General features: G+C 62.0%; 17 protein-coding genes. 11 read left to right on the forward strand and 6 right to left on the reverse strand.

The annotated features are described in order from the left end of the window. Nucleotides 1–7 precede the first annotated feature (7 nt). The 6 genes from F8N66_RS19030 to F8N66_RS19055 form a co-directional block, all read right to left on the reverse strand. Nucleotides 8–805, reverse strand: coding sequence for a DUF4123 domain-containing protein (locus F8N66_RS19030; protein ID WP_150771669.1), 798 nt, complete (start codon nucleotides 803–805; stop codon nucleotides 8–10). Next, entirely contained in the window at nucleotides 802–2,118 is a 1,317-nt protein-coding gene (locus tag F8N66_RS19035) for a type VI secretion system Vgr family protein (protein WP_150771670.1), read from the reverse strand. Before F8N66_RS19035 ends, F8N66_RS19030 begins: the two co-directional genes overlap by 4 nt. A 231-nt stretch (nucleotides 2,119–2,349) precedes the next feature. Continuing rightward, nucleotides 2,350–4,263, reverse strand: coding sequence for an arginine decarboxylase (gene speA, locus F8N66_RS19040; protein ID WP_150771671.1), 1,914 nt, complete (start codon nucleotides 4,261–4,263; stop codon nucleotides 2,350–2,352). Nucleotides 4,264–4,481: 218 nt separating this feature from the next. Further along, nucleotides 4,482–4,853 carry a translation initiation factor Sui1 gene (locus tag F8N66_RS19045; RefSeq protein ID WP_007914613.1) on the reverse strand — a complete coding sequence of 124 codons (372 nt, stop codon included), beginning with the start codon at nucleotides 4,851–4,853 and terminating at the stop codon, nucleotides 4,482–4,484. Between the two features lie 288 nt (nucleotides 4,854–5,141). After that, on the reverse strand, nucleotides 5,142–5,702 hold the full coding sequence (locus F8N66_RS19050; protein ID WP_150771672.1) for an NUDIX hydrolase: 561 nt from the start codon (nucleotides 5,700–5,702) through the stop codon (nucleotides 5,142–5,144). A gap of 3 nt (nucleotides 5,703–5,705) precedes the next feature. Further along, nucleotides 5,706–6,773: a DUF2333 family protein gene (locus tag F8N66_RS19055; RefSeq protein ID WP_150771673.1), complete on the reverse strand. Its 1,068-nt coding sequence runs from the start codon at nucleotides 6,771–6,773 to the stop codon at nucleotides 5,706–5,708. Between the two features lie 554 nt (nucleotides 6,774–7,327). Between F8N66_RS19055 and gcbA the strand changes: the two genes are divergently transcribed. From gcbA to purH, 11 genes are all read left to right on the forward strand, one after another. After that, the gene (gene gcbA, locus F8N66_RS19060; protein ID WP_150771674.1) at nucleotides 7,328–8,971 is read left to right on the forward strand and encodes a diguanylate cyclase GcbA; all 1,644 of its coding nucleotides are present in this window, start codon (nucleotides 7,328–7,330) and stop codon (nucleotides 8,969–8,971) included. 1,297 nt (nucleotides 8,972–10,268) lie between these two features. Beyond that, nucleotides 10,269–10,997 (forward strand): methyl-accepting chemotaxis protein, encoded by a 729-nt coding sequence (locus tag F8N66_RS32170; protein ID WP_412070743.1) that lies wholly within the window; start codon nucleotides 10,269–10,271, stop codon nucleotides 10,995–10,997. A 164-nt stretch (nucleotides 10,998–11,161) separates the two neighbouring features. Further along, complete coding sequence (locus F8N66_RS19075) at nucleotides 11,162–12,904, forward strand: protein-disulfide reductase DsbD (protein ID WP_150771677.1); 1,743 nt, start codon at nucleotides 11,162–11,164, stop codon at nucleotides 12,902–12,904. Nucleotides 12,905–13,036: 132 nt separating this feature from the next. Continuing rightward, nucleotides 13,037–13,489: a type II 3-dehydroquinate dehydratase gene (aroQ, locus tag F8N66_RS19080; RefSeq protein WP_150771678.1), complete on the forward strand. Its 453-nt coding sequence runs from the start codon at nucleotides 13,037–13,039 to the stop codon at nucleotides 13,487–13,489. A 48-nt stretch (nucleotides 13,490–13,537) separates the two neighbouring features. Further along, the gene (gene accB, locus F8N66_RS19085) at nucleotides 13,538–14,002 is read left to right on the forward strand and encodes an acetyl-CoA carboxylase biotin carboxyl carrier protein (protein ID WP_034149717.1); all 465 of its coding nucleotides are present in this window, start codon (nucleotides 13,538–13,540) and stop codon (nucleotides 14,000–14,002) included. Between the two features lie 17 nt (nucleotides 14,003–14,019). After that, a complete protein-coding gene (gene accC, locus F8N66_RS19090; protein ID WP_056852463.1) occupies nucleotides 14,020–15,378 on the forward strand; it encodes an acetyl-CoA carboxylase biotin carboxylase subunit in 1,359 nt (452 codons plus the stop codon). 237 nt (nucleotides 15,379–15,615) lie between these two features. Further along, entirely contained in the window at nucleotides 15,616–16,494 is an 879-nt protein-coding gene (prmA, locus tag F8N66_RS19095) for a 50S ribosomal protein L11 methyltransferase (RefSeq protein WP_150771679.1), read from the forward strand. Nucleotides 16,495–16,524: 30 nt separating this feature from the next. Further along, nucleotides 16,525–17,793, forward strand: coding sequence for a DUF3426 domain-containing protein (locus F8N66_RS19100; RefSeq protein ID WP_150771680.1), 1,269 nt, complete (start codon nucleotides 16,525–16,527; stop codon nucleotides 17,791–17,793). A 185-nt stretch (nucleotides 17,794–17,978) separates the two neighbouring features. Then, a complete protein-coding gene (gene dusB / locus F8N66_RS19105) occupies nucleotides 17,979–18,989 on the forward strand; it encodes a tRNA dihydrouridine synthase DusB (protein ID WP_150771681.1) in 1,011 nt (336 codons plus the stop codon). After that, nucleotides 18,986–19,306 (forward strand): DNA-binding transcriptional regulator Fis, encoded by a 321-nt coding sequence (fis, locus tag F8N66_RS19110; RefSeq protein WP_015093301.1) that lies wholly within the window; start codon nucleotides 18,986–18,988, stop codon nucleotides 19,304–19,306. The genes dusB and fis overlap by 4 nt, the downstream gene beginning before the upstream one ends. Nucleotides 19,307–19,387: 81 nt before the next feature. Then, entirely contained in the window at nucleotides 19,388–20,995 is a 1,608-nt protein-coding gene (gene purH, locus F8N66_RS19115) for a bifunctional phosphoribosylaminoimidazolecarboxamide formyltransferase/IMP cyclohydrolase (RefSeq protein WP_150771682.1), read from the forward strand. Nucleotides 20,996–21,070 lie beyond the last annotated feature (75 nt).

Here is a 21,070-nt window from a genome sequence, read left to right on the forward strand (position 1 = left end):
CGGGTGCTCAAGGCAGATCGTTGCGCCAGCGCTGGCGCAAGTTGTCGAGCCGCTCCTGCTGGGTCCGTCCCGACAAAGACGGCACCGGCATATCGTCGGGGTGCTGCAGGCGTAGCCACAACCAGCCATCCAGCACCGGGCGTTCGCTGAAGCCCAGGGCCAATCCTTCCTGCAAACAGGCCCACAGCCGGGCGTAATCCGTCGAGGTGGATTGGCTCCAGTGCCAGGCATGACGCTCCAGCAGGCAGGTTTGCAGTTTTTGTTGCTGGCGGGGACTGAGGGCTTCTTCGACGGCCAAGGGGCTGACGGCAAGCCCGGGATTGAGCAACTTCTGCCATCCCTGACTACCGAGCGCCCGGTCGGCCCAGGTGCCGCCAAACCAACGCACCTGGCTGATCGGCCCCAGCCAGCGACTCAGCTCCCGGGCATCGCAGGCATCGAAAAAATAACTGGCGGTGTGCGGGTTGTAATAGCTGAGCAAGGCTCGATGATGCAGGTCGACACTGACCGTGAGCATGCGCCGCAAGTGCGCCAGCAACGCCGACGGTGATGCCTCGCTGATCAGCAGCAAGCCACGCCAGTGCTGCGCCTCACGCTGGTAAACCTCGGCCGGCATCGGGCAGGTCCGCAGGTTGACCAGCACCGGGCCTTGCTCGCGTATGGCGTGCCACTCGGTGCCTTCGAACAGCCAGAACCACCGGGCCTGGTCAAACCTGTGTTTTAACGTCGCACCGGCCTGCGGCGTGTCCGGCACATCCAGCAGCAACCATTGCGGCATCGCATCGGCTGCGTGCACCGCGATCATGCTGCACCACTCTGGCCAAGCCGCATGGCCGCCCGGCAGGTGCAGAGCGCTTGCGTGCAATGATTGAAACTGCCGCCACCGGGCATCAGGCACAGCATCAGCAGGGGCTCGCCCGAGCGCAGCCAGTCTTGCACCGCTTCAGGCGGGCAGTCATCAACGGGGACCGGCAACTGCGCCGCCTCGACCGGATCGGGCAGGTGCAGTATCCCGGTAATCAACGGCTGATCCGGATCGCCCTCGATAAAGCTCACCACCACCTCCGTGCCTTCGCTCAACGGCGCCCCGCTTGCCCCTTGCAGCTGCGGCGCCAGTGGTAGCCAGCAGTGACTCGGCGTCGCCCCCTCGCCCTGATACAACCAGTCAAACTGCACCGCCACCGGGCGCGACGGATCCGGTCGCGACTCGTCGACGCTCACCACCCACGCCCGTTGCAGGCTGTGCATCCGGGGCTTGTCCGCGCAATGGCTGGACTCGAACGGCGCAGCCCCGTGCATCGCGCGTACTTTATTGCGGTAAGGGACCAGCGGATCCTGGCTGCCGTGATGCTCGACATGGGTCAGCAGCCACCGCCGGTTCCACTCGGGCGCCGGATGCCCGGCCAACGGCAGCCATTGACCGCTGCGTAAAGTCGCCAGGTCCGTGTGGCACTCGGCACGCTGCTGCGCCCTGTCGACGCTTCGATAAACCTCGAGGCGACGCACCGACAGTTGTTCGCCCTCGCCAGCGAAGACCGCAGTCTCGCCCACACGAAAATGCCCCTGGCCATCGGCGAACACCACGCAATGCCCCCGGGCCCGATGTTCAAAATGGTAGTGAAGCCGCTCCTGGGCACACAGGCGCTGAAGAAATTGCAGGTCCGACTCGCGGTACTGCGTACAGAAATCGCGCAATGGATAATTGCCGCCCAGTTCGAAGCGCCGGTCCTGGCCGACAATGCCATGCTCCTTGAGTACCTGGTCGATGATTTGCGGCACCGAGCGACCGCTGAAGATGCGCTGGCTGAAGCGCTGGCCCAGGCACGCCAGTTTCGGTTCCAGGCGCACCTGGCACAGCCTGACGGCCGAGCCGTGCTCGCGCTGGACCAGCGCATGCAACTGCCCGTGGAGGGTGTTTCCCGACGGCCCGAAATGCAGGGAAGCGGAACGGTACAGCAGGCTGGCGAGATCAATCGAGGGGTCATCGATCAGCAGATCCACATCGAACGCGAACAGCTCGCTGATCGCTTCTCTACCGGTAAAGGCCAGGACCTCGAAGGCGTCGGACAGACCGGCTACGTCCAGACGAAAGTCAGGTTCGTTGACTGGATCGAACATCGGCGTTTCTCTACGGGAGGGACGGCCGGGGATTCTCGCCGAGAGACATGGCCGAGTAGAGAGGGGAAGTACAACTTAGGAAATGACCTACGCGAAAAGAGGACCAATGGCAGGAATCGCCGAAGAGGTAGGTCGTTTCGCCTGAAAAAAGAGAATCGTCCTACCAGGTCATCTGAAATTTCCGCAGCCTGCGGAAAATTTTCAGACAACCTGATGGGAGCGGGACTTGCCTCAGGAAGACAGGTAAGACGAACGGGTCAGGCCCAGGCGCAAGGCGTCGAGGAACTGGGTGCGTTCGCTGGCGCTGATGCGGGCACTGGCGCACTTGTCGCGGTAGTGGGTCATCAGTTCTTCCGGCGACAAGTGCACGTAGCGCAGCATGTCTTCGATGGTGTCGTGGGTTTCGATACCGGCGTGGTACACGCTGCCGTCGGCGTTCTGATAGATGTTCACCGAGTCGGTGTCACCGAACAGGTTGTGCATGTCGCCGAGAATTTCCTGGTAGGCGCCGACCAGGAACACGCCCAGCAGGTAGTCCTCACCTTCGTTCAGGGCGTGCACTGGCAAGCTGGTTTCGATGCTCTGCTCGTCGACGTACTGGTTGATCTTGCCGTCGGAGTCGCAGGTCAGGTCTTGCAGCACAGCACGGCGCAGCGGCTCTTCGTCGAGGCGATGCAGCGGGATGATCGGCAGGACCTGGTCGATCGCCCAGGTGTCCGGCAGGCTCTGGAACACCGAGAAGTTGCAGATGTACTTGTCGGCCAGCTTGTCGTTGAGTTCGTCCAGCACCTGACGGTGGGAACGCTGACGCGCCTTCAACGAGTTGTGCAGGCGGCGGCACACGGCGAAGTAGCATTGCTCGGCCAGGGCTTTTTCGGACAGGGTCAGCTTGCCATCGGCGTACTGGGCAGCGATATCGCTCATGTAGTGCGTGGCGCGCCAGTAGGTTTCGGTGACCATCTCGATATCGGTCGGACCCAGCAGGTCCACCAGCCATTGCACGGTTTCCGGCAGCGCTTCCTTATTGTCGATCTGCGGCACGTCGTCGTTGTGTTTCTCGACGTCGGTCACCTGGATCACCAGCATGGCGTGGTGCGCCGTCAGGGAGCGGCCGCTTTCGGAGAAAATGTTCGGGTGCGGCAGGTTCTGCGCGTCGCAGAATTCCTTGAGCATCCCGACCACGACACCGGCGTAATCGTCCATGTCGTAGTTGATCGAACTGGCATTGCGCGAGTGCGTGCCGTCGTAGTCCACGCCCAGGCCGCCGCCGACGTCGATGTGGTCAACCGGCAGGCCGAGGTTGCGCAGTTCGCCGTAATAGCGAATCGCTTCCTTGAAGCCGTGCTGGTAGTCGGCCAGGTTGGCGATCTGCGAACCCATGTGGAAATGCAGCAGGCGAATGCCCTGGTCAAGGCCGGCCGCGCGGAAACGCTCGACCACCGACAGCAATTGCGCCGCCGACAGGCCGAACTTGGATTTCTCGCCACCGGTGTCGGCCCACTTGCTCGACGCCAGGGACGACAGGCGCACACGCAGGCCCACCTGTGGCTTGACCTTGAGCGAGGCGGCTTCCTCGATCACCAGGCCGACTTCGGATTCCTTCTCGATCACGATGAACACGTTGTGGCCGAGCTTCTGGCCCATCAGCGCCAGGCGAATGAATTCGCGGTCCTTGTAGCCGTTGCAGACGATGGTGCCGCCCTTCGGCGCCAGTGCCAGCACCGCCAGCAGTTCCGGCTTGGAGCCGGCTTCCAGGCCGATGGAGACGTTCTGGGTCGCGATGATGTTTTCGATCACCGCTTCCTGCTGGTTCACCTTGATCGGGTAGAGCGCGGTGTACTTGCTCTGGTATTCCAGGCGCTCGATGTTGGCGTCGAACGCGCCGGTCAGCTGACGCACGCGGTCTTGCAGGATATCCGGGAAACGCACCAGCAGCGGCAACGACAGGCCGCTCTTGCGCAACTCGTCGACTTGTTCGAACAAATCGATAGGCGAACTGCTCGGACCGTTCGGACGAACTTCGACGCGACCGGCGTCATTGATCGCGAAATACCCGGCCCCCCAATGGCGAATCCCGTAAACACTGCGGCTGTCCGCAACTGTCCATTGGCTGCCATCGTCTTTGCGTGTGCGTCTTACGGACATTGAAGTCCCCTATAAAGAAGTCATAGTGCGTCGCCTGGATTCAGGCCGGCGCAGTCTAAAGAATGAAAATGACGGTTCGTCAACGAGGGGGTAGACCCCGTCGACCGCAACGAGTTTAGAAACCGGTCATGAACAGGCTCTGTGAAAACCATGGTGACGACGCCAGTCGTGAGGCAATCAGGACTGGATCAAGCCGCAGGTGGTCTTCACAGAGGCTGCTAGCCGCCGGACTTCTTCGCTTTGAAACCGTGCTTGATCAACTCGGCCAAGAGTAGCTCGACATGATCGCCCTGGATTTCAATGATCCCGTCTTTCAACGCTCCACCGGTGCCACAGCGTTTCTTCAACGTGGTCGCCAGTTCCTTGAGCGCGTCTTCGGCCAACGGCACGCCGGTGATGGTGGTCACCGTCTTGCCGCCACGGCCCTTGCTTTCGCGACGCACGCGAGCGATGCCGTCGCCGGCCGGGATAACGGTCTGTTTGCAGATACAGGCGTCCACCGGCTTACTGCATTCCGGGCAATGACGACCTGCGTCGGTGGAAAATACCAGGCCACCAAGGGCGGCGAAGGATGCGGCTTTTTTGGCCACCGGCAATCCTCTTGGGAGGACAAAGACTGGTCGCAGCACTTGGGGAGGCTATCGACCGCGAAGCCCCACTCAGGCAGGGGCAGCGCTACTGAAACGGTTGGATCTCTGCAGGAGCTGACGAGTGCAACGAGGCTGCGATCTTTTGATGTCGAATCAAAAGCAACGTCAAAAGATCGCAGCCTGCGGCAGCTCCTGCAAAAAGCAATACCGTTACAGTTTGAAAAGGTCGCGCAGTGTAACGGCAAATACGCCGATTGCTAAGAGCCAATCGGCGCCAATTTATAACGCTTATGCGACGTCTTCCCCACGAGACCTGAGGTAGCGCTTCAACGCCGCCAGGGAGTCCGGGCAATAAGGCTTTTCCTCGATTTCCCGCAGCACTTGATCGATCGGTAAAAAGCGCGCTTCAAGCACTTCTTCCGGTTGCAGGATCAACGGTCCGTCCCACACCGCCGAAAACGCCGAACACCAGAGCCGATTGCCGGTGTCTTCGAAGAAAAAGTGGTCATGGGCGGTCAAGGCCACACCGCTCACGCCCAGCTCCTCTTCCAGCTCCCGGGCCGCCGATTCGGCGTAGGTTTCCGTGGCGAGCACCATGCCGCCTGCCGCCACGTCCCAATAACCCGGGTAGATCGCCTTGCTCAGGGTACGACGATGCACGCACAACTCGCCGGCGGAATTGAACAGCATGATATAGGTGCCGCGCCCGATCAGCCCGCGCTCGCGCAGGTCGCAGCGGACCAGGGCGCCGAGCAGGTTGTCCTGTTCATCGACCCAGGCGATCTGCTCGGCATCCGACGCCGCGCGGTGAGCGGCTTCGCGCGGGTTATCGATGGAACTGTCGACCATGGCTCAGCCCTGATTCAGCAATTGACGCAGATCGATCACCGCCGCGTTGGCCCGGGAAATGTAGTTGGCCATGACCAGCGAGTGGTTGGCCAGCACCCCGAAGCCGCTGCCGTTGAGGATCATCGGACTCCACACCGGCTCCTGCGACGCTTCCAGCTCACGAATGATCTGGCGCACGCTGACCGTGGCGTTCTTCTTGGCCAGCACGTCGGCGAAGTCGACTTCAATGGCGCGCAGCAAGTGCGACAGGGCCCAGGCCTGGCCGCGGGCTTCGTAGAACACGTTGTCGATCTGCAGCCATGGGGTTTCGACGATTTCCTCGTCAACCTGCGGCGCCACGCCCGGCACCACGACTTCGGTCTTCAACGCGGTGTTGAGCTTGACCCGGCCAACACTGGCCGACAGACGTTGCGACAGCGAGCCCAGGCGGGTCCCGACGTCACCCAGCCAGTTGTTCAGGTTGTCGGCGCGGGCATAGAACAGCGCGCTTTTCTGGTTCGGATCGGACAGGCGGGCCTGATAGCGGCTCAGGGAGTTGATGCCTTCCTGGTACTCGGACTCACTGGACGGCAGCACCCAGCTCTTGTTGTCGAAGTTGAAACGCGGCTCGGCCTTGGCCAGATCGGCGTCTTCAGCGGATTGCGACTGCGAACGGGCGAAGTCTTTGCGTAGCGCGCGGCTCAAGTCGCGCACCTGCACCAGCACGCCGTATTCCCAGCTCGGCATGTTGTCCATCCACAGGCCCGGCGGGAAACGGTCGTTGGAAATGTAACCGCCCTGCTTGGTCAGCAAAGTGCCGGCAACGGTCTTTAGGGTTTCCACGGTGGTGTAGCCGACCACCATCTGCTTGCCTTCCTTTTCAGCGGCCAGTTGCGCCGTCTGCTGCACCGGAAACAGCGCGGGTTCCTGGCTCCAGTACCAGCCCAGCGCGATCGCCACTAACAGGTAGAGGCCGATCAGCGTGGCCAGCGCCCGGCTGAACAGCAGGCCGCCCAGGTAACTGCGGGTTGCCGACTTCGGTTCAGCGGCACGTTCAGGCGCGCTACCGGCGCGGTTCTTCCAGTCCAGCATGGCGATATCCTTTCAAGCTCTTGGGTTCATCGGTTCGACCACAACCATACAACAACGTGCCTTGGCCCGGCACCCGCCGTTGGGTGCATGTCGGAAATAAGCTTCCCGATGGATGTAAACAGACAACACGCGCTCCTTTCTGTAGCGGCGAGCCTGCTCGTGATGGTCGACAACGATGACGTGTAACACCTGACACCCCGCGTCGTATTCGCGATTTGCGCGAGCAGGCTCGCGCCTACAGAAGGACATCAGCCCCTAAGGGTTTCCCCTACAACCCTTACACAAAAGACCTTCGCCCATTCAAGCCGTAAATCCACTCGGCAACGAGGCTCATAACCCAGAGAAAAGTCGCCACGCGCCTTGTGGGTAAAATCCTGAAACCCCCGGAACAGAGCCTTCTTCAAGAATTATCATTCGATTACAGACCAACCGGTCACAAACTGAATGCGTCCGCGTTACAGATTATTGACGTACGACACTCATGCAATCGAAAAGAGGTGCTAGCATAGAGCCACCAGTCGACCTCAGCGTGCACCCTAACTAGTAGTCAGGATATGACCGAGCCAGAAGATCCCAGCCGCGAGCGCCTCAAGCACCACTTTGCCCAGCGGGTCATTCATCAGGCACGTCAGATACTTGAGATATGGCAGCGCCTGCAACGCAGCGAGTGGTCACCCAACGAATTGGCGGAACTGAGCGAGGCCAACCTGCGCCTGCTGCGGTTCGCCGAACGCTTCGAACAACCGGAACACATTCAACTGGCGCGCCATATCAGCCAGTCGCTGGAGGCTGTCGACGCCAATCGCGGACGCCTGAGCAGCGGTTTGATCACCGACCTCAACCGCTTGATGCAGCGCCTGTCGCGCACCGGTTTGCGCCATGGCGATCAACTCGATCAAACGTTCCTGCCGCCCCTGCGCAAGCCGATCTACGTCATGTTGCAGGACCTCGACCGCGCCGAGCGCCTGGCCAAGCAACTGGAATTCTTCGGACTCAGCGCCCAGTCGCTGGACAGCGTCGCGGCGTTTCGCTCCTCCATGGTGGAGCGCCTGCCAGCGGCGATTGTCATGGACGTGGACTTCAGTGGCCCCGGCATCGGCCTGAAACTGGCCGCCGAAGCCCAGGAAGGCCTCGACCACCGTTTGCCGCTGCTGTTCTTCAGCCTGCACGAAACCGACACCCCGACCCGCCTGGCCGCCGTGCGCGCCGGTGGCCAGGAATTCCTCACCGGCACCCTCGAAGCGTCGAGCCTGCTGGAGAAAATCGAAGTCCTGACCTGCGTCGCCCAGTACGAACCCTACAAAGTGCTGATCATCGACGACTCCCGCGCCCAGGCCTTGCACACCGAGCGCCTGCTCAACAGCGCGGGGATCGTGACCCGGACCTTGATCGAGCCGATCCAGGCCATGGCCGAACTGGCCGATTTCCAGCCGGACCTGATCATCCTCGACATGTACATGCCCGCCTGCACCGGCACGGAACTGGCCAAAGTGATTCGCCATAACGACCGCTACGTCAGCGTGCCGATCATTTACCTGTCGGCCGAGGACGATCTGGACAAGCAACTCGACGCCATGAGCGAGGGCGGCGACGACTTCCTGACCAAGCCAATCAAGCCCCGGCACCTGATCACCACCGTGCGCAATCGCGCGGCGCGGGCGCGTAACCTGAAGGCGCGGATGGTGCGCGACAGCCTCACCGGCCTGTACAACCACACCCACATTTTGCAACTGCTCGAAGACTGCTCGTTCCGCGCCCGCCGCGAGAACAAGCCTCTGAGCTTTGCCATGCTCGACATCGACCACTTCAAGCGGGTCAACGACAGCCACGGCCACCCCATGGGCGACCGGGTGATCAAGAGCCTGGCACTGTTTCTCAAGCAACGATTGCGCAAGACCGACTTCATCGGTCGATACGGCGGTGAAGAGTTCGCCATTGTCATGCCCGACACTGACATTGAAGCGGCCTGGAACGTACTGGATGAAATCCGCCAGCGCTTTGCCGAAATCCACTACCCGGCCCAGCCGCAGGATCTGTGGTGCACCTTCAGCGCCGGGGTGGTGGAACTGGGTGAAGACTCCGACGGCCTGTTGATGGCCAGCCAGGCAGACGAAGCGTTGTATCGAGCCAAAGGCGCCGGACGCAATCGTGTGCAGGCCGCGCTGGCATCACAGCAAAGTGCCACCTTTTCATCCTGATCGACGCCTTCCGTCATAACGCTGTAACAGAAACGCAATAACTTCAGGCACTTACCATTCTGCCGTTGGTTGTCCCCCGATGCGCCTGAAGCTGCTGACCAATCTAAACACCCTCCTTTTAGTCGCCGTGTGCGTGGCCCTGGGGGCCACGCTCTGGTGGTCGCAAAAAGCCCTTGAGCGCCCTTACTTATTAATGGAGCGCTACCTGGGTTTGTCCCAGCAGTTTCAGAATGAAGTGGCGCGCAACATCGAGGACTACCTCGCCAGCGGCGATGCCCTGCGCTTGAGCAGCGCCAGCCAGGCCATCGAACACCTGCAAAAGGAGCTCGGGGCATTGCCGCCGGCACTCGCCGACACCTTGCGCCCCAGCCTGTCGAACCTGAACGAGTTCAGCAAAACCGACTTGCTCGCCGCCGGCAAACTCGCGGGCGATCCGCAGGCCCTGCTGCTGCAAGCCGAGCGCGAACTGGGCGCCAGCCTCGACCAACTCAGCCAGTACGCCAGCGGCAACGCGGCCTACCTGACGCCACTGCTCGCCGCCGCCCAGCATCTGGGCAAACTGTCGCTGGCCCGGGACAAACTGGTCAGCAGCGGTCGCAGCGAACTGGCCGCCGATGTCGAGCGCGAAGTCACCAACCTGCGCGCCCAGGCCGGACAACTGGACGCCCTGCCCTTGCTCGGCGTGACGGCCAGCAGCGAGTCGAACACCGATGATTTCGCCGCGATGATGGGCCTGGAAAACAGCGAAAAAGCTGTCACCGAAGATGCCGGGGTCGGCTTCAAGCGCGAGCTCAACAGCCTGCTCAACCGTTACCCGGCGGAACTGGCCCGCACCCGCGACCAAATCCGCAAGCGCGCAGAACTCAGCACCGCGACCCACCTGAAAATCGCCGACGTGCAACAGTCCATCGCCGGCCTGGAGCCCGTGGTGCGCGCCCAGCACGGGCAGATCCAGGGTGAAGTGCGACTGATGCAAGGCGTAATGATCGGCCTGATCCTGCTCATCGCCCTGCTCATCGATACCCTGCAACGGCGCCTGGCCCGGACGCTGACCAACCTCGCCCCCGCGCTGTCGACCTGGGCCGAGGGCGACTTCAGCCAAGACATCCAGCTGGGCAAGACCAATCGCGAATTGCATGACATTGAAGCCTCGCTCAACCGCTTGCGCGCCTATCTGGTGGACCTGGTGGGGACCATTCGCCTCAACGCCGAGCAGGTCGCCGGCAGCAGCCGCTCCCTGGCCGAGCTGAGCAACGACCTGCACCGCGGCGCCGAACACCAGGCCGGTGACACGGCGATGATCCGCGACTCCCTGGGCGAGCTGGAAGCGACCATCCAGCAAGTCGCCGGCGATGCCAGCCAGGCCGCCGACGCCAGCCGCCATGCCGGACTGGCGGTGGAACACGGGCAGAAAGTCATCGGCCAGAGCCTCACCGGCCTGCATGCGCTGGTGGATGAGGTGCAGGGCAATGCACAGATGATTGAGCACCTGGCCGAAGAGTCCGCGACCATCGGCGGGGTGCTGACGGTGATCCGCTCGATTGCCGACCAGACCAACCTGCTGGCGCTGAACGCGGCCATTGAAGCGGCGCGTGCCGGGGAAATGGGCCGTGGTTTTGCCGTGGTGGCCGAAGAAGTGCGCTCGCTGGCGCAACGCACCGCCGGCGCCACCGCCGAGATCCAGACCTTGATCGCCGGCCTGCAAACCGCGGCGCGGCAATCGGTCGAGGGCATGCGGGCCCAGGTCGAGCACGCCGAAGCCACGGCCAACCAGGCCCAGGCGGCTGACGGTGCGCTGGATAAAATCGTCGGGGCGATCCAGACCATTTCCGACACCGCCGTGCGCATCGCCGATGTCACCGCCCAGCAAAGCGGCGCCGTCAGCGAAATCCGCGATCACAGTGAGCGGATTCACCAGTTGGGTGGGGATAACTTGCTGCGTATCGGCGAAGGGCGTGAGCAAGGAGAAAACCTTTTGGTGCTGGGTGGGCGACTGCATACCGCCGTCCAGGCCTTCCGCGTCTGACACATTGCTTTCGCGAGCAAGCCCGCTCCCACAGGGTCATGCGCAGTTCCTGTGGGAGCGGGCTTGCTCGCGAAGACGTCAGAACATTCACCACGAAATTCCGCTGCCTGCACACCCCGCATCTGTCCGCTATCATGCCCCCAACCCCGATACGCGAGACCGTCATGCGCCGTCTGCTTTGCCTCCTGCTATTAGTGTTCACCCTGCCGGCCACCGCCGCCGGGCTGCTGGAGAGCCGTCCCAGTTCCACCCTGGGCTCGATCAACAACAGCGCCGACTTCCTGCCGGTGCGCCAAGCCTTTCAGCTGAGCCTGGTGGAAAGCACGCCCCGATCGATCAAACTGCGCTTCGTCGCCACCGAGGGCTATTACCTCTACCGTCACCGCTTCCAGTTCCGCGCCGACCCGGTCGAGGTCACGCTCGGCGCCGCGCAATTGCCCAAGGGCGAACAGAAGCACGATGAGTATTTCGGCGATGTCGAGGTCTACCACGGCATTCTTGACGTCGAACTGCCGCGCACCGATCCGCGCGCCTTCACCCTGGCCGTAACCTATCAGGGCTGCGCCGACAAAGGCCTGTGCTACCCGCCCGAGACGGAACGCTTGAGTATCGCCGGTGATGGCGCCTCGACAGGCCATGCCTGGGGCTGGCGGGAATTGGCGCTGTTCTTCCTCGCGGGCCTGGGCCTGACCTTCACGCCCTGTGTGCTGCCCATGCTGCCGATCCTGTCCGGCGTGGTCCTGCGCGGCCAGGTTGGCGGCTGGCGCGGTTTCAATCTGTCGCTGGCCTACGTACTGCCAATGGCCGCCTGCTTTGCCCTGCTCGGCGCGTTGATGGGAATGTTCGGCGCGCAGCTCAATCTGCAGGCACGGTTGCAATCGGCCTGGGTGCTGGTGCCGTTCGCGATGTTTTTCGCGGTGTTTGCCCTGGCGATGTTTGGCGTCTTCGAACTGAAGTTGCCACAGGTCATCAGCAGTCGACTGGATCGGATTGCCGGTCGCACCGAAGGCGGCTCGCTGTGGGGGGCGGCCGTGCTGGGCGTGGTCTCCAGCCTGCTGGTCTCGCCTTGCGTTTCGGCGCCCCTGGCCGGCGCGCTGCTGTACATCAGCGCCAGCGGCGATGCCCTGGGCGGCGGCCTGAAACTGTTCATGCTCGGCCTGGGCATGGGGGCTCCACTGTTGCTGGTGGCGACGGGCGGCGCGGCGTGGCTGCCGAAAAGCGGGCCGTGGCTGATCTATGTGAAAAACGCGATTGGCGTGCTGTTGCTGGGGTTGGCGATCGGCTTGCTCAGTCGGGTGTTGCCGGGCCAGATCACTTTATTGCTGATCGGTTTGCTCGCCGGTGGCGTCGGTTTGTTCATGGGCGCGCTGGAGTTCGTCTACAAACCGCCGAGAAAACGCCTGGGCCAATTACTCGGCATGTTCCTGCTGTTTTACGCGCTGGCCTGCTGGTATGGCGGGTTCAGCGGCCAGAGCGATCCGTTCAATCCGATCGGCCAGCCTCGCACCGTCGTCGGCAGCCAGTCCACGCCTGACACCAACGCCTGGCAAACCGTGACCACGCCGGCAGACCTCGACCGCGTACTGGCCGAGGCCCGCTCGTCCGGCGTCCCGCTGCTGCTCGACTGGTACGCCGACTGGTGCATCAGCTGCAAAGTGATCGAACACGAAGTACTCAACGACGCCACCGTCGTCGATCGCCTCAAGGACTATCGGCTGATCCGCTTCGACATCACCGCCAGCAACGCCGAACAACGGGCGCTGCTCGACCGCTACAAGCTGTTCGGTCCTCCGGCACTGATGTTTTTTGGCAAAGACGGGGTCGAACGCGCCGATGTCCGTGTCATCGGCGAGATAAACGCCACGGACTTCGCCGAACGTGTTGCCAAAGCGAATGACCGGATTTAATCAAGCGGTCATATATTTCGCGCAAACATCGGACATCGTGCTGGCTATTGCAGAGAACTGGACAGTCACAAAGGCTTTGCGGCATAGTCGCCGGGTTCTGACAATTGCTCACCGATAACAAGGGAACAGCCGATGGCGACGCTACTGGTTCTGCACGGACCCAACCTGAACATGCTTGGCACCCGTGAACCGGGCACCTACGGCGCCACGACACTGGCGCAGATCAACCAGGATCTGGAACGCCGTGCGCGTGAAGCCGGCCATCATCTCCTGCACCTGCAAAGCAACGCCGAATACGAATTGATCGACCGCATCCACGCCGCTCGCAGCGAAGGCGTGGACTTCATTTTGATCAACCCAGCAGCTTTTACACACACAAGTGTCGCATTACGTGACGCGCTGCTGGCGGTGAGCATCCCATTCATCGAAGTGCATTTGTCCAACGTGCACAAACGCGAACCTTTCCGCCATCACTCTTACTTCTCCGACGTAGCGGTGGGAGTGATCTGCGGCCTTGGCGCCAGCGGTTATCGACTGGCCCTGGAGGCCGCCCTAGAGCAGCTTGAAACACAGGCAAAGGCTTGAACAACAGCCGTTAAACGCCCCTGACCGACCCTTGGGAGTTGATGATTCATGGATATCCGTAAAGTTAAGAAACTGATCGAATTGCTGGAAGAGTCCGGCATCGACGAGCTCGAGATCAAGGAAGGCGAAGAGTCCGTACGCATCAGCCGCCACAGCAAGACCCCGGCCCAGCAGTACTACGCGCCAGCGCCAATGCCTGCTCCGGCTGCCGCGCCTGTCGCTGCCGCCGCCCCGGCTGCCGCTGCCGCCCCTGCTGCTCCGGCCGCACCGGTACTGAACGGCACTGTTGCCCGTTCGCCGATGGTGGGTACGTTCTATCGCAAGTCTTCGCCAACCTCGCCGTCCTTCGTTGAAGTCGGCCAGACCGTGAAGAAAGGCGACACCCTGTGCATCGTTGAAGCCATGAAGATGATGAACCACATCGAAGCTGAAACCAGCGGTGTGATCGAATCCATCCTCGTCGAAGACGGCCAGCCGGTTGAGTACGACCAACCGCTGTTCACCATCGTTTGAACCGCGGAGAGCCTTTGATGACTGCGAAGTTGGAAAAAGTTCTGATCGCCAACCGCGGTGAGATCGCACTGCGGATTCTGCGCGCCTGCAAAGAGATGGGCATCAAGACCGTCGCCGTTTATTCCAAGGCTGACAAGGAACTGATGCACCTGGGCCTGGCAGACGAATCCGTCTGCATCGGTCCGGCATCGGCCGCCCACTCTTACCTGCACATCCCGGCCATCATCGCCGCGGCCGAAGTGACTGGCGCCACCGCCATTCACCCTGGCTACGGTTTCCTCGCGGAAAACGCCGACTTCGCCGAACAGGTCGAGAACTCCGGCTTCGCCTTCATCGGCCCGAAAGCTGAAACCATCCGCCTGATGGGCGACAAGGTTTCGGCCAAGCACGCGATGATCGCCGCCGGCGTACCGACCGTTCCAGGTTCCGACGGCCCGCTGCCGGAAGACGAAGAAACCGCGCTGCGCATCGGTCGCGAAGTCGGTTACCCGGTGATCATCAAGGCCGCTGGCGGTGGTGGTGGTCGTGGCATGCGCGTCGTGCACAAGGAAGAAGACCTGATTTCCTCGGCGAAGCTGACCCGCTCCGAAGCGGGCGCAGCGTTCGGCAACCCGATGGTCTATCTGGAAAAATTCCTGACCAACCCGCGTCACGTGGAAGTCCAGGTACTGTCCGACGGCCAGGGCAACGCCATCCATCTGGGCGACCGCGACTGCTCGCTGCAACGCCGTCACCAGAAAGTGCTCGAAGAGGCGCCGGCACCGGGCATCGACGAGAAGGCTCGCCAGGAAGTGTTCGCTCGCTGCGTCAAGGCGTGCATCGACATCGGTTACCGTGGTGCGGGTACTTTCGAGTTCCTGTACGAGAACGGCCGCTTCTACTTCATCGAGATGAACACTCGTGTCCAGGTAGAGCACCCGGTTTCGGAAATGGTCACCGGCATCGACATCGTCAAGGAGATGCTCAGCATCGCCGCCGGCAACAAGCTGTCGTTCACCCAGGATGACGTGGTCATCCGCGGTCACGCGCTGGAATGCCGGATCAACGCCGAAGACCCGAAAACCTTCATGCCAAGCCCGGGCACGGTCAAGCATTTCCACGCACCAGGCGGCAACGGCGTTCGCGTCGATTCGCACCTGTACAGTGGCTATGCCGTTCCGCCGAACTACGATTCGTTGATCGGCAAGCTGATCACCTACGGCGCAACCCGCGACGAAGCCATGGCGCGCATGCGCAATGCGCTGGACGAAATCGTGGTCGACGGGATCAAGACCAACATCCCGCTGCACCGCGACCTGACCCGCGACGAAGGCTTCTGCAAAGGGGGCGTGAACATTCACTACCTTGAGCACAAGCTGGCTGGCGAGAAGCACTAAGCTTCAACCGGCACATGACAAGGCCGCCTTCGGGCGGCTTTGTTGTTTCTGGATAAATCAAAAGATCGCAGCCTTCGGCAGCTCCTGCAAAGGCGTAACCTACCCCTGTAGGAGCTGCCGAAGGCTGCGATCTTTTCGCCATTCGCCGATGGTCGTCATCTGACGCGCGCTCGCGTAAACTTGCGCGCTTCTCGCAGCCCGCTAGGCTGCAATCAATATTTTTCAAAGGTGCCCGCCATGCCTTGGCTGCAAGTCCGTCTCGCCATCAGCCCAGAACAAGCCGAAACCTACGAAGACGCTTTCCTCGAAGTGGGCGCCGTCTCGGTGACCTTCATGGACGCCGAGGATCAGCCGATCTTCGAGCCGGAACTCAACACCACGCCCCTGTGGTCGCACACCCACCTGCTGGCGCTCTTCGAAGGCGGCACCGAAGCCGGCCCGGTACTGGCCCACCTGGAACTGCTGACCGGCAGCCCGCTGCCCGAGCACCACAGCGAAGTGATCGAAGACCAGGACTGGGAACGCAGCTGGATGGACGGTTTCCAGCCGATGCGCTTTGGCCAGCGCCTGTGGATCGTCCCAAGCTGGCACGCTGCCCCCGAGCCTGAGGCGGTGAACCTGCTGCTGGACCCGGGCCTGGCGTTCGGCACCGGGACTCACCCGACCACCGCCCTGTGCCTGGAATGGCTCGACGGCCAGGACCTGAAAGACTGCAACGTACTGGACTTCGGCTGCGGCTCGGGGATCCTGGCGATTGCCGCCTTGCTGCTGGGCGCCAGACAAGCCGTGGGCACCGACATCGACGTACAGGCGCTCGAAGCCTCCCGCGATAACGCCGGGCGCAACAATATTGCTGAAGAACGCTTCCCGCTGTACCTGCCGGAAGATCTGCCGCAGGTCCAGGCCGACGTGCTGGTGGCTAACATCCTCGCCGGCCCGCTGGTGTCCCTGGCACCGCAACTGTCCGGCCTGGTCAAGTCCGGCGGTCGCCTGGCACTGTCGGGCATCCTCGCCGAGCAAGGTGACGAGGTCGCCGCTGCCTACGCCAAAGACTTCGATCTGGATCCGATCGCCAATCGCGATGGCTGGGTGCGCATTACCGGCCGTCGGCGCTAGAATGAACGCCTGCACAGACCGGATTGCCGCATGACCGACAGCTTCGTCACCCAGTGCCCGCATTGCCAAACCAGCTTCCGCGTCAGCCATGCTCAGTTGAGCGTGGCACGCGGCGTCGTTCGCTGTGGCTCATGCCTCCAGGTGTTCAACGCGGCCAAGCAATTGCTTGAGCAGGCTGGCAAGGAGCCTGTCGCCCCGGTCACGCCCGCCATCATCGAAGCGCCGGTTCCGGCAGAACCCCGGGCCATCAGCCAAAAGCAATGGAGCGCGACCGAGCTGGACCTGGACAGCCTGGATCTGGACGAAGAACTTGCCCGGCTCGAACAGCGGGAAATCCAGCCGACCACTGAATTCGGCCGGCACCGCGAAGACACCCTCAGCGCACGCCGCGACAGTGTCGAAACCGATGAAGAACCCTGGACATCCGACAGCCTGTTCAGCGAATCGGCGGCTGATCGCGCACAAGCGATCAACGACCTTGACGACCTCGACAGGCTCGATGCCATTGAAGCCCCGGACACTGGCGAACCGCTGAACGAAACGGGCCTGCTCGCGCGCACCGAACCGTCGCTTTCGCTGGAGCCGGTGGACCTGGACGACGAGCCCCAGCCGCCGCAGCTCCGCCTGCACGACCCGCTGGACAGCCCGCTTCATCAGGAACGCCTGTCGGCCACGACCAGCGATGAACCTGACGACTTGCCCTCCGTCGAACCCCTGCGCAAAAAACGCGAACGCAGCGAGCCCGGGGCTCGCGCCGACGTACTGCAGGATTTGACCGATGATCCGCTGCAACTGGACTGGCAAAAGCGCCGTTCGCCCTGGGGTCGTCGACTCTTCTGGCTGTTGCTGATCCTGCTCGGGGCCGGCGCGCTCGTCGGCCAATACGTCGCCTACCATTTCGACGAGCTGGCGCGCCAGGACCAGTACCGTCCATGGTTCCAGCAACTGTGCCCGCAAATCGGTTGCACCGTGCCGTCCAAGGTCGACATCGCAAAAATCAAAAGCAGCAACCTGGTGGTCCGCAGCCATCCCGAATTCAGCGGTGCACTGGTGGTCGATGCCATCATCTATAACCGCGCGCCCTTCTCCCAGCCGTTTCCGCTGCTGGAACTGCGATTTGCCGATCTCAACGGCCACCTGATCGCCAGCCGTCGTTTCAAGCCTGGCGAGTACCTCAACGGCGACCTCGAAGGCAGGGTGGAAATGCCTCCGCAAACGCCGATCCACATCGCGCTGGACATTCTCGACCCAGGTGCCAAAGCGGTGAACTACAGCCTGAGCTTCCATTCGCCCGAGTGAAGCGATTCACCGATGCCGATTTGACGACGGCTTTCTGACTGACTCCGCGCAGACCAAACCGCTGGCGATAACAGAATAACTGTTCAGATTTTGTTCAATTCAGCCTTTATCCAGTCATCGAGAGCGGGTATCATGCCAACCCTTTTTCGAACTCTCATGATCCGGCCCCACAACAGGGAAGTCCTATGTCGGCGGTACGCATCGGTCCATACACATTACACAACGGCTTGATTCTCGCCCCCATGGCGGGCGTCACCGACCAACCCTTTCGTCAGCTGTGCAAGCGATTGGGCGCGGGACTAGTAGTCTCTGAAATGGTCACCAGCGACATGAGTTTATGGAACACCCGCAAGTCGCGGATGCGCATGATCCACGAAGGTGATCCCGAGCCACGCTCGGTGCAGATCGCCGGTGGTGACGCACAGATGCTGGCGGACGCGGCCCGGGCCAACGTCGAGCTGGGCGCACAGATTATCGACATCAACATGGGTTGCCCGGCGAAGAAGGTCTGCAACAAGGCCGCCGGTTCCGCCCTGTTGAAGGATGAAGCACTGGTTACCGAGATCCTGCAGGCCGTCGTGGCTGCGGTCGATGTGCCGGTGACCCTGAAGATCCGCACCGGCTGGGACCGGAGCAACAAGAACGGCCTGACGGTGGCGAAGATCGCCGAGCAGGCAGGCATTACGGCGCTGGCGGTTCATGGCCGCACCCGTGCCGACCTGTACACCGGTGAAGCCGAGTACGACACCATCGCCGCGATCAAGCAGGCGGTGTCGATTCCGGTCTTCGCCAACGGCGATATCGACTCGCCGGAAAAGGCCCGCTACGTGCTCGACGCGACCGGTGCCGATGGCCTGCTGGTTGGCCGGGCTGCCCAGGGGCGGCCATGGATTTTTCGCGAGATCGACCATTTCCTGCGCACCGGCGAGAAGCTCCCGGCGCTGGAGCTGATCGAAGTGGAACGCATCCTGCTAGAGCATCTGGCTGCGCTGCACGCCTTCTATGGAGACGTGATGGGCGTACGCATTGCTCGAAAGCATGTGGGCTGGTATCTCGCAACCTTGCCGGGCGCCAGGGAGTTTCGCGCCCACTTCAATCGTTTGGAAGATACGGAAGCACAATGCGCCAACGTTCAGGGCTTCTTCGCCGAACGTTACAAGAGCCTGACAGGGGACGGAGAGTGGGTGGCCGCATGACGATGATGACCGAGACTTTAGTGAGTGGAACAACACCCGTGAGCGACAACGTGAATTTGAAACAGCACCTCAATACCCCAAGCGAAGAAGGCCAGACCCTTCGCGGGAGTGTCGAGAAAGCGCTGCACAATTATTTCGCCCACCTTGAGGGCGCTGCCGTCACGGATGTGTACAACCTGGTGCTCTCCGAAGTCGAGGCTCCCCTGCTCGAGTGCGTGATGAACTACGTCAAGGGCAACCAGACCAAGGCCAGCGAGATGCTCGGACTCAACCGGGGCACGCTGCGCAAGAAACTCAAGCAGTACGATTTGCTGTAAGCATTCAATCAAACCAGAAAGGCGCCCGCGTAAAACCGGTCGCCTTTTTTGCTGACTCCTTTGCTTTTGATGGAAATTGAGATGACCGACCAGACTACCCGCCTGCCGATCCGCCGCGCCTTGATCAGCGTTTCCGACAAGACCGGGATCCTCGAATTCGCCAAGGAGCTTGAAGCCCTGGGCGTCGAGATCCTCTCCACCGGCGGGACGTTCAAGCTGCTGCAGGACAACGGCGTTGCCGCAGTGGAAGTCGCTGATTACACCGGTTTCGCGGAAATGATGGATGGCCGGGTGAAAACCCTGCACCCGAAAATCCACGGCGGGATCCTTGGTCGTCGCGGTATCGACGACGCCATCATGAACGAGCACGGCATCAAGCCGATCGACCTGGTGGCGGTCAACCTCTACCCGTTCGAAGCGACCATCAACAAGCCAGGCTGCGACCTGCCGACCGCGATCGAGAACATCGACATCGGCGGCCCGACCATGGTCCGTTCGGCTGCGAAAAACCACAAAGACGTGGCCATCGTGGTCAACGCCAGCGATTACGCCAGCGTACTGGAAAACCTCAAGGCCGGCGGCCTGACCTACGCCCAGCGCTTCGACCTGATGCTCAAGGCGTTCGAACACACCGCCGCCTACGACGGCATGATCGCCAACTACATGGGCACCGTGAACCAGGCCGCTGACACCCTCTCGACCTCCGGTCGCAGCGAATTCCCGCGCACCTTCAACAGCCAGTTCATCAAGGCCCAGGAAATGCGCTACGGCGAGAACCCGCACCAGAGCGCGGCGTTCTACGTGGAAGCCAAGCCTGCCGAAGTCGGCATCGCCACCGCGACCCAACTGCAAGGCAAGGAACTGTCGTACAACAACGTGGCCGACACCGACGCCGCGCTGGAATGCGTGAAGAGCTTCGTCAAGCCGGCCTGCGTGATCGTCAAGCACGCCAACCCGTGCGGCGTGGCCGTCAGCCCTGATGCCGAAGGCGGTATCCGCAAGGCCTACGACCTGGCCTACGCCACCGATACCGAATCGGCATTCGGCGGCATCATCGCCTTCAACCGCGAACTGGACGCCGAGACCGCCAAGGCGATCGTCGAGCGCCAGTTCGTCGAAGTGATCATCGCCCCGAGCGTCAGCGAAGAAGCCCGCGCCATCGTCGCGGCCAAAGCCAACGTGCGCCTGCTGGCCTGCGGCGAATGGTCGGCGGATCGTGCTGCTGCCTGGGACTACAAGCGCGTCAACGGCGGCCTGCTGGTTCAGAGCCGCGATATCGGCATGATCGGCGCCGATGACCTGAAAGTCGTGACCAAGCGCGCACCGACCGAGCAGGAAATCCACGACCTGATCTTCGCCTGGAAAGTCGCCAAGTACGTCAAGTCGAACGCCATTGTCTACGCCAAGAACCGCCAGACCATCGGTGTCGGCGCGGGCCAGATGAGCCGCGTGAACTCCGCTCGCATCGCCGCGATCAAGGCTGAACACGCCGGTTTGCAGGTAGCGGGCTCGGTCATGGCGTCCGATGCCTTCTTCCCGTTCCGCGACGGCCTGGACAATGCGGCCAAGGCGGGTGTGACCGCGGTGATCCAGCCAGGCGGCTCGATGCGCGATGCCGAAGTGATTGCAGCCGCTGATGAAGCGGGCATCGCCATGGTGTTCACCGGCATGCGCCACTTCCGTCACTGATTCAACTTGATCGAAATGTGGGAGCGGGCTTGCTCGCGAATGCAATTTGTCGTCAGTGACCCTGTTGACTGACAC

This window comes from Pseudomonas fluorescens (assembly GCF_902498195.1).
Taxonomy (GTDB): domain Bacteria; phylum Pseudomonadota; class Gammaproteobacteria; order Pseudomonadales; family Pseudomonadaceae; genus Aquipseudomonas; species Aquipseudomonas fluorescens_BU.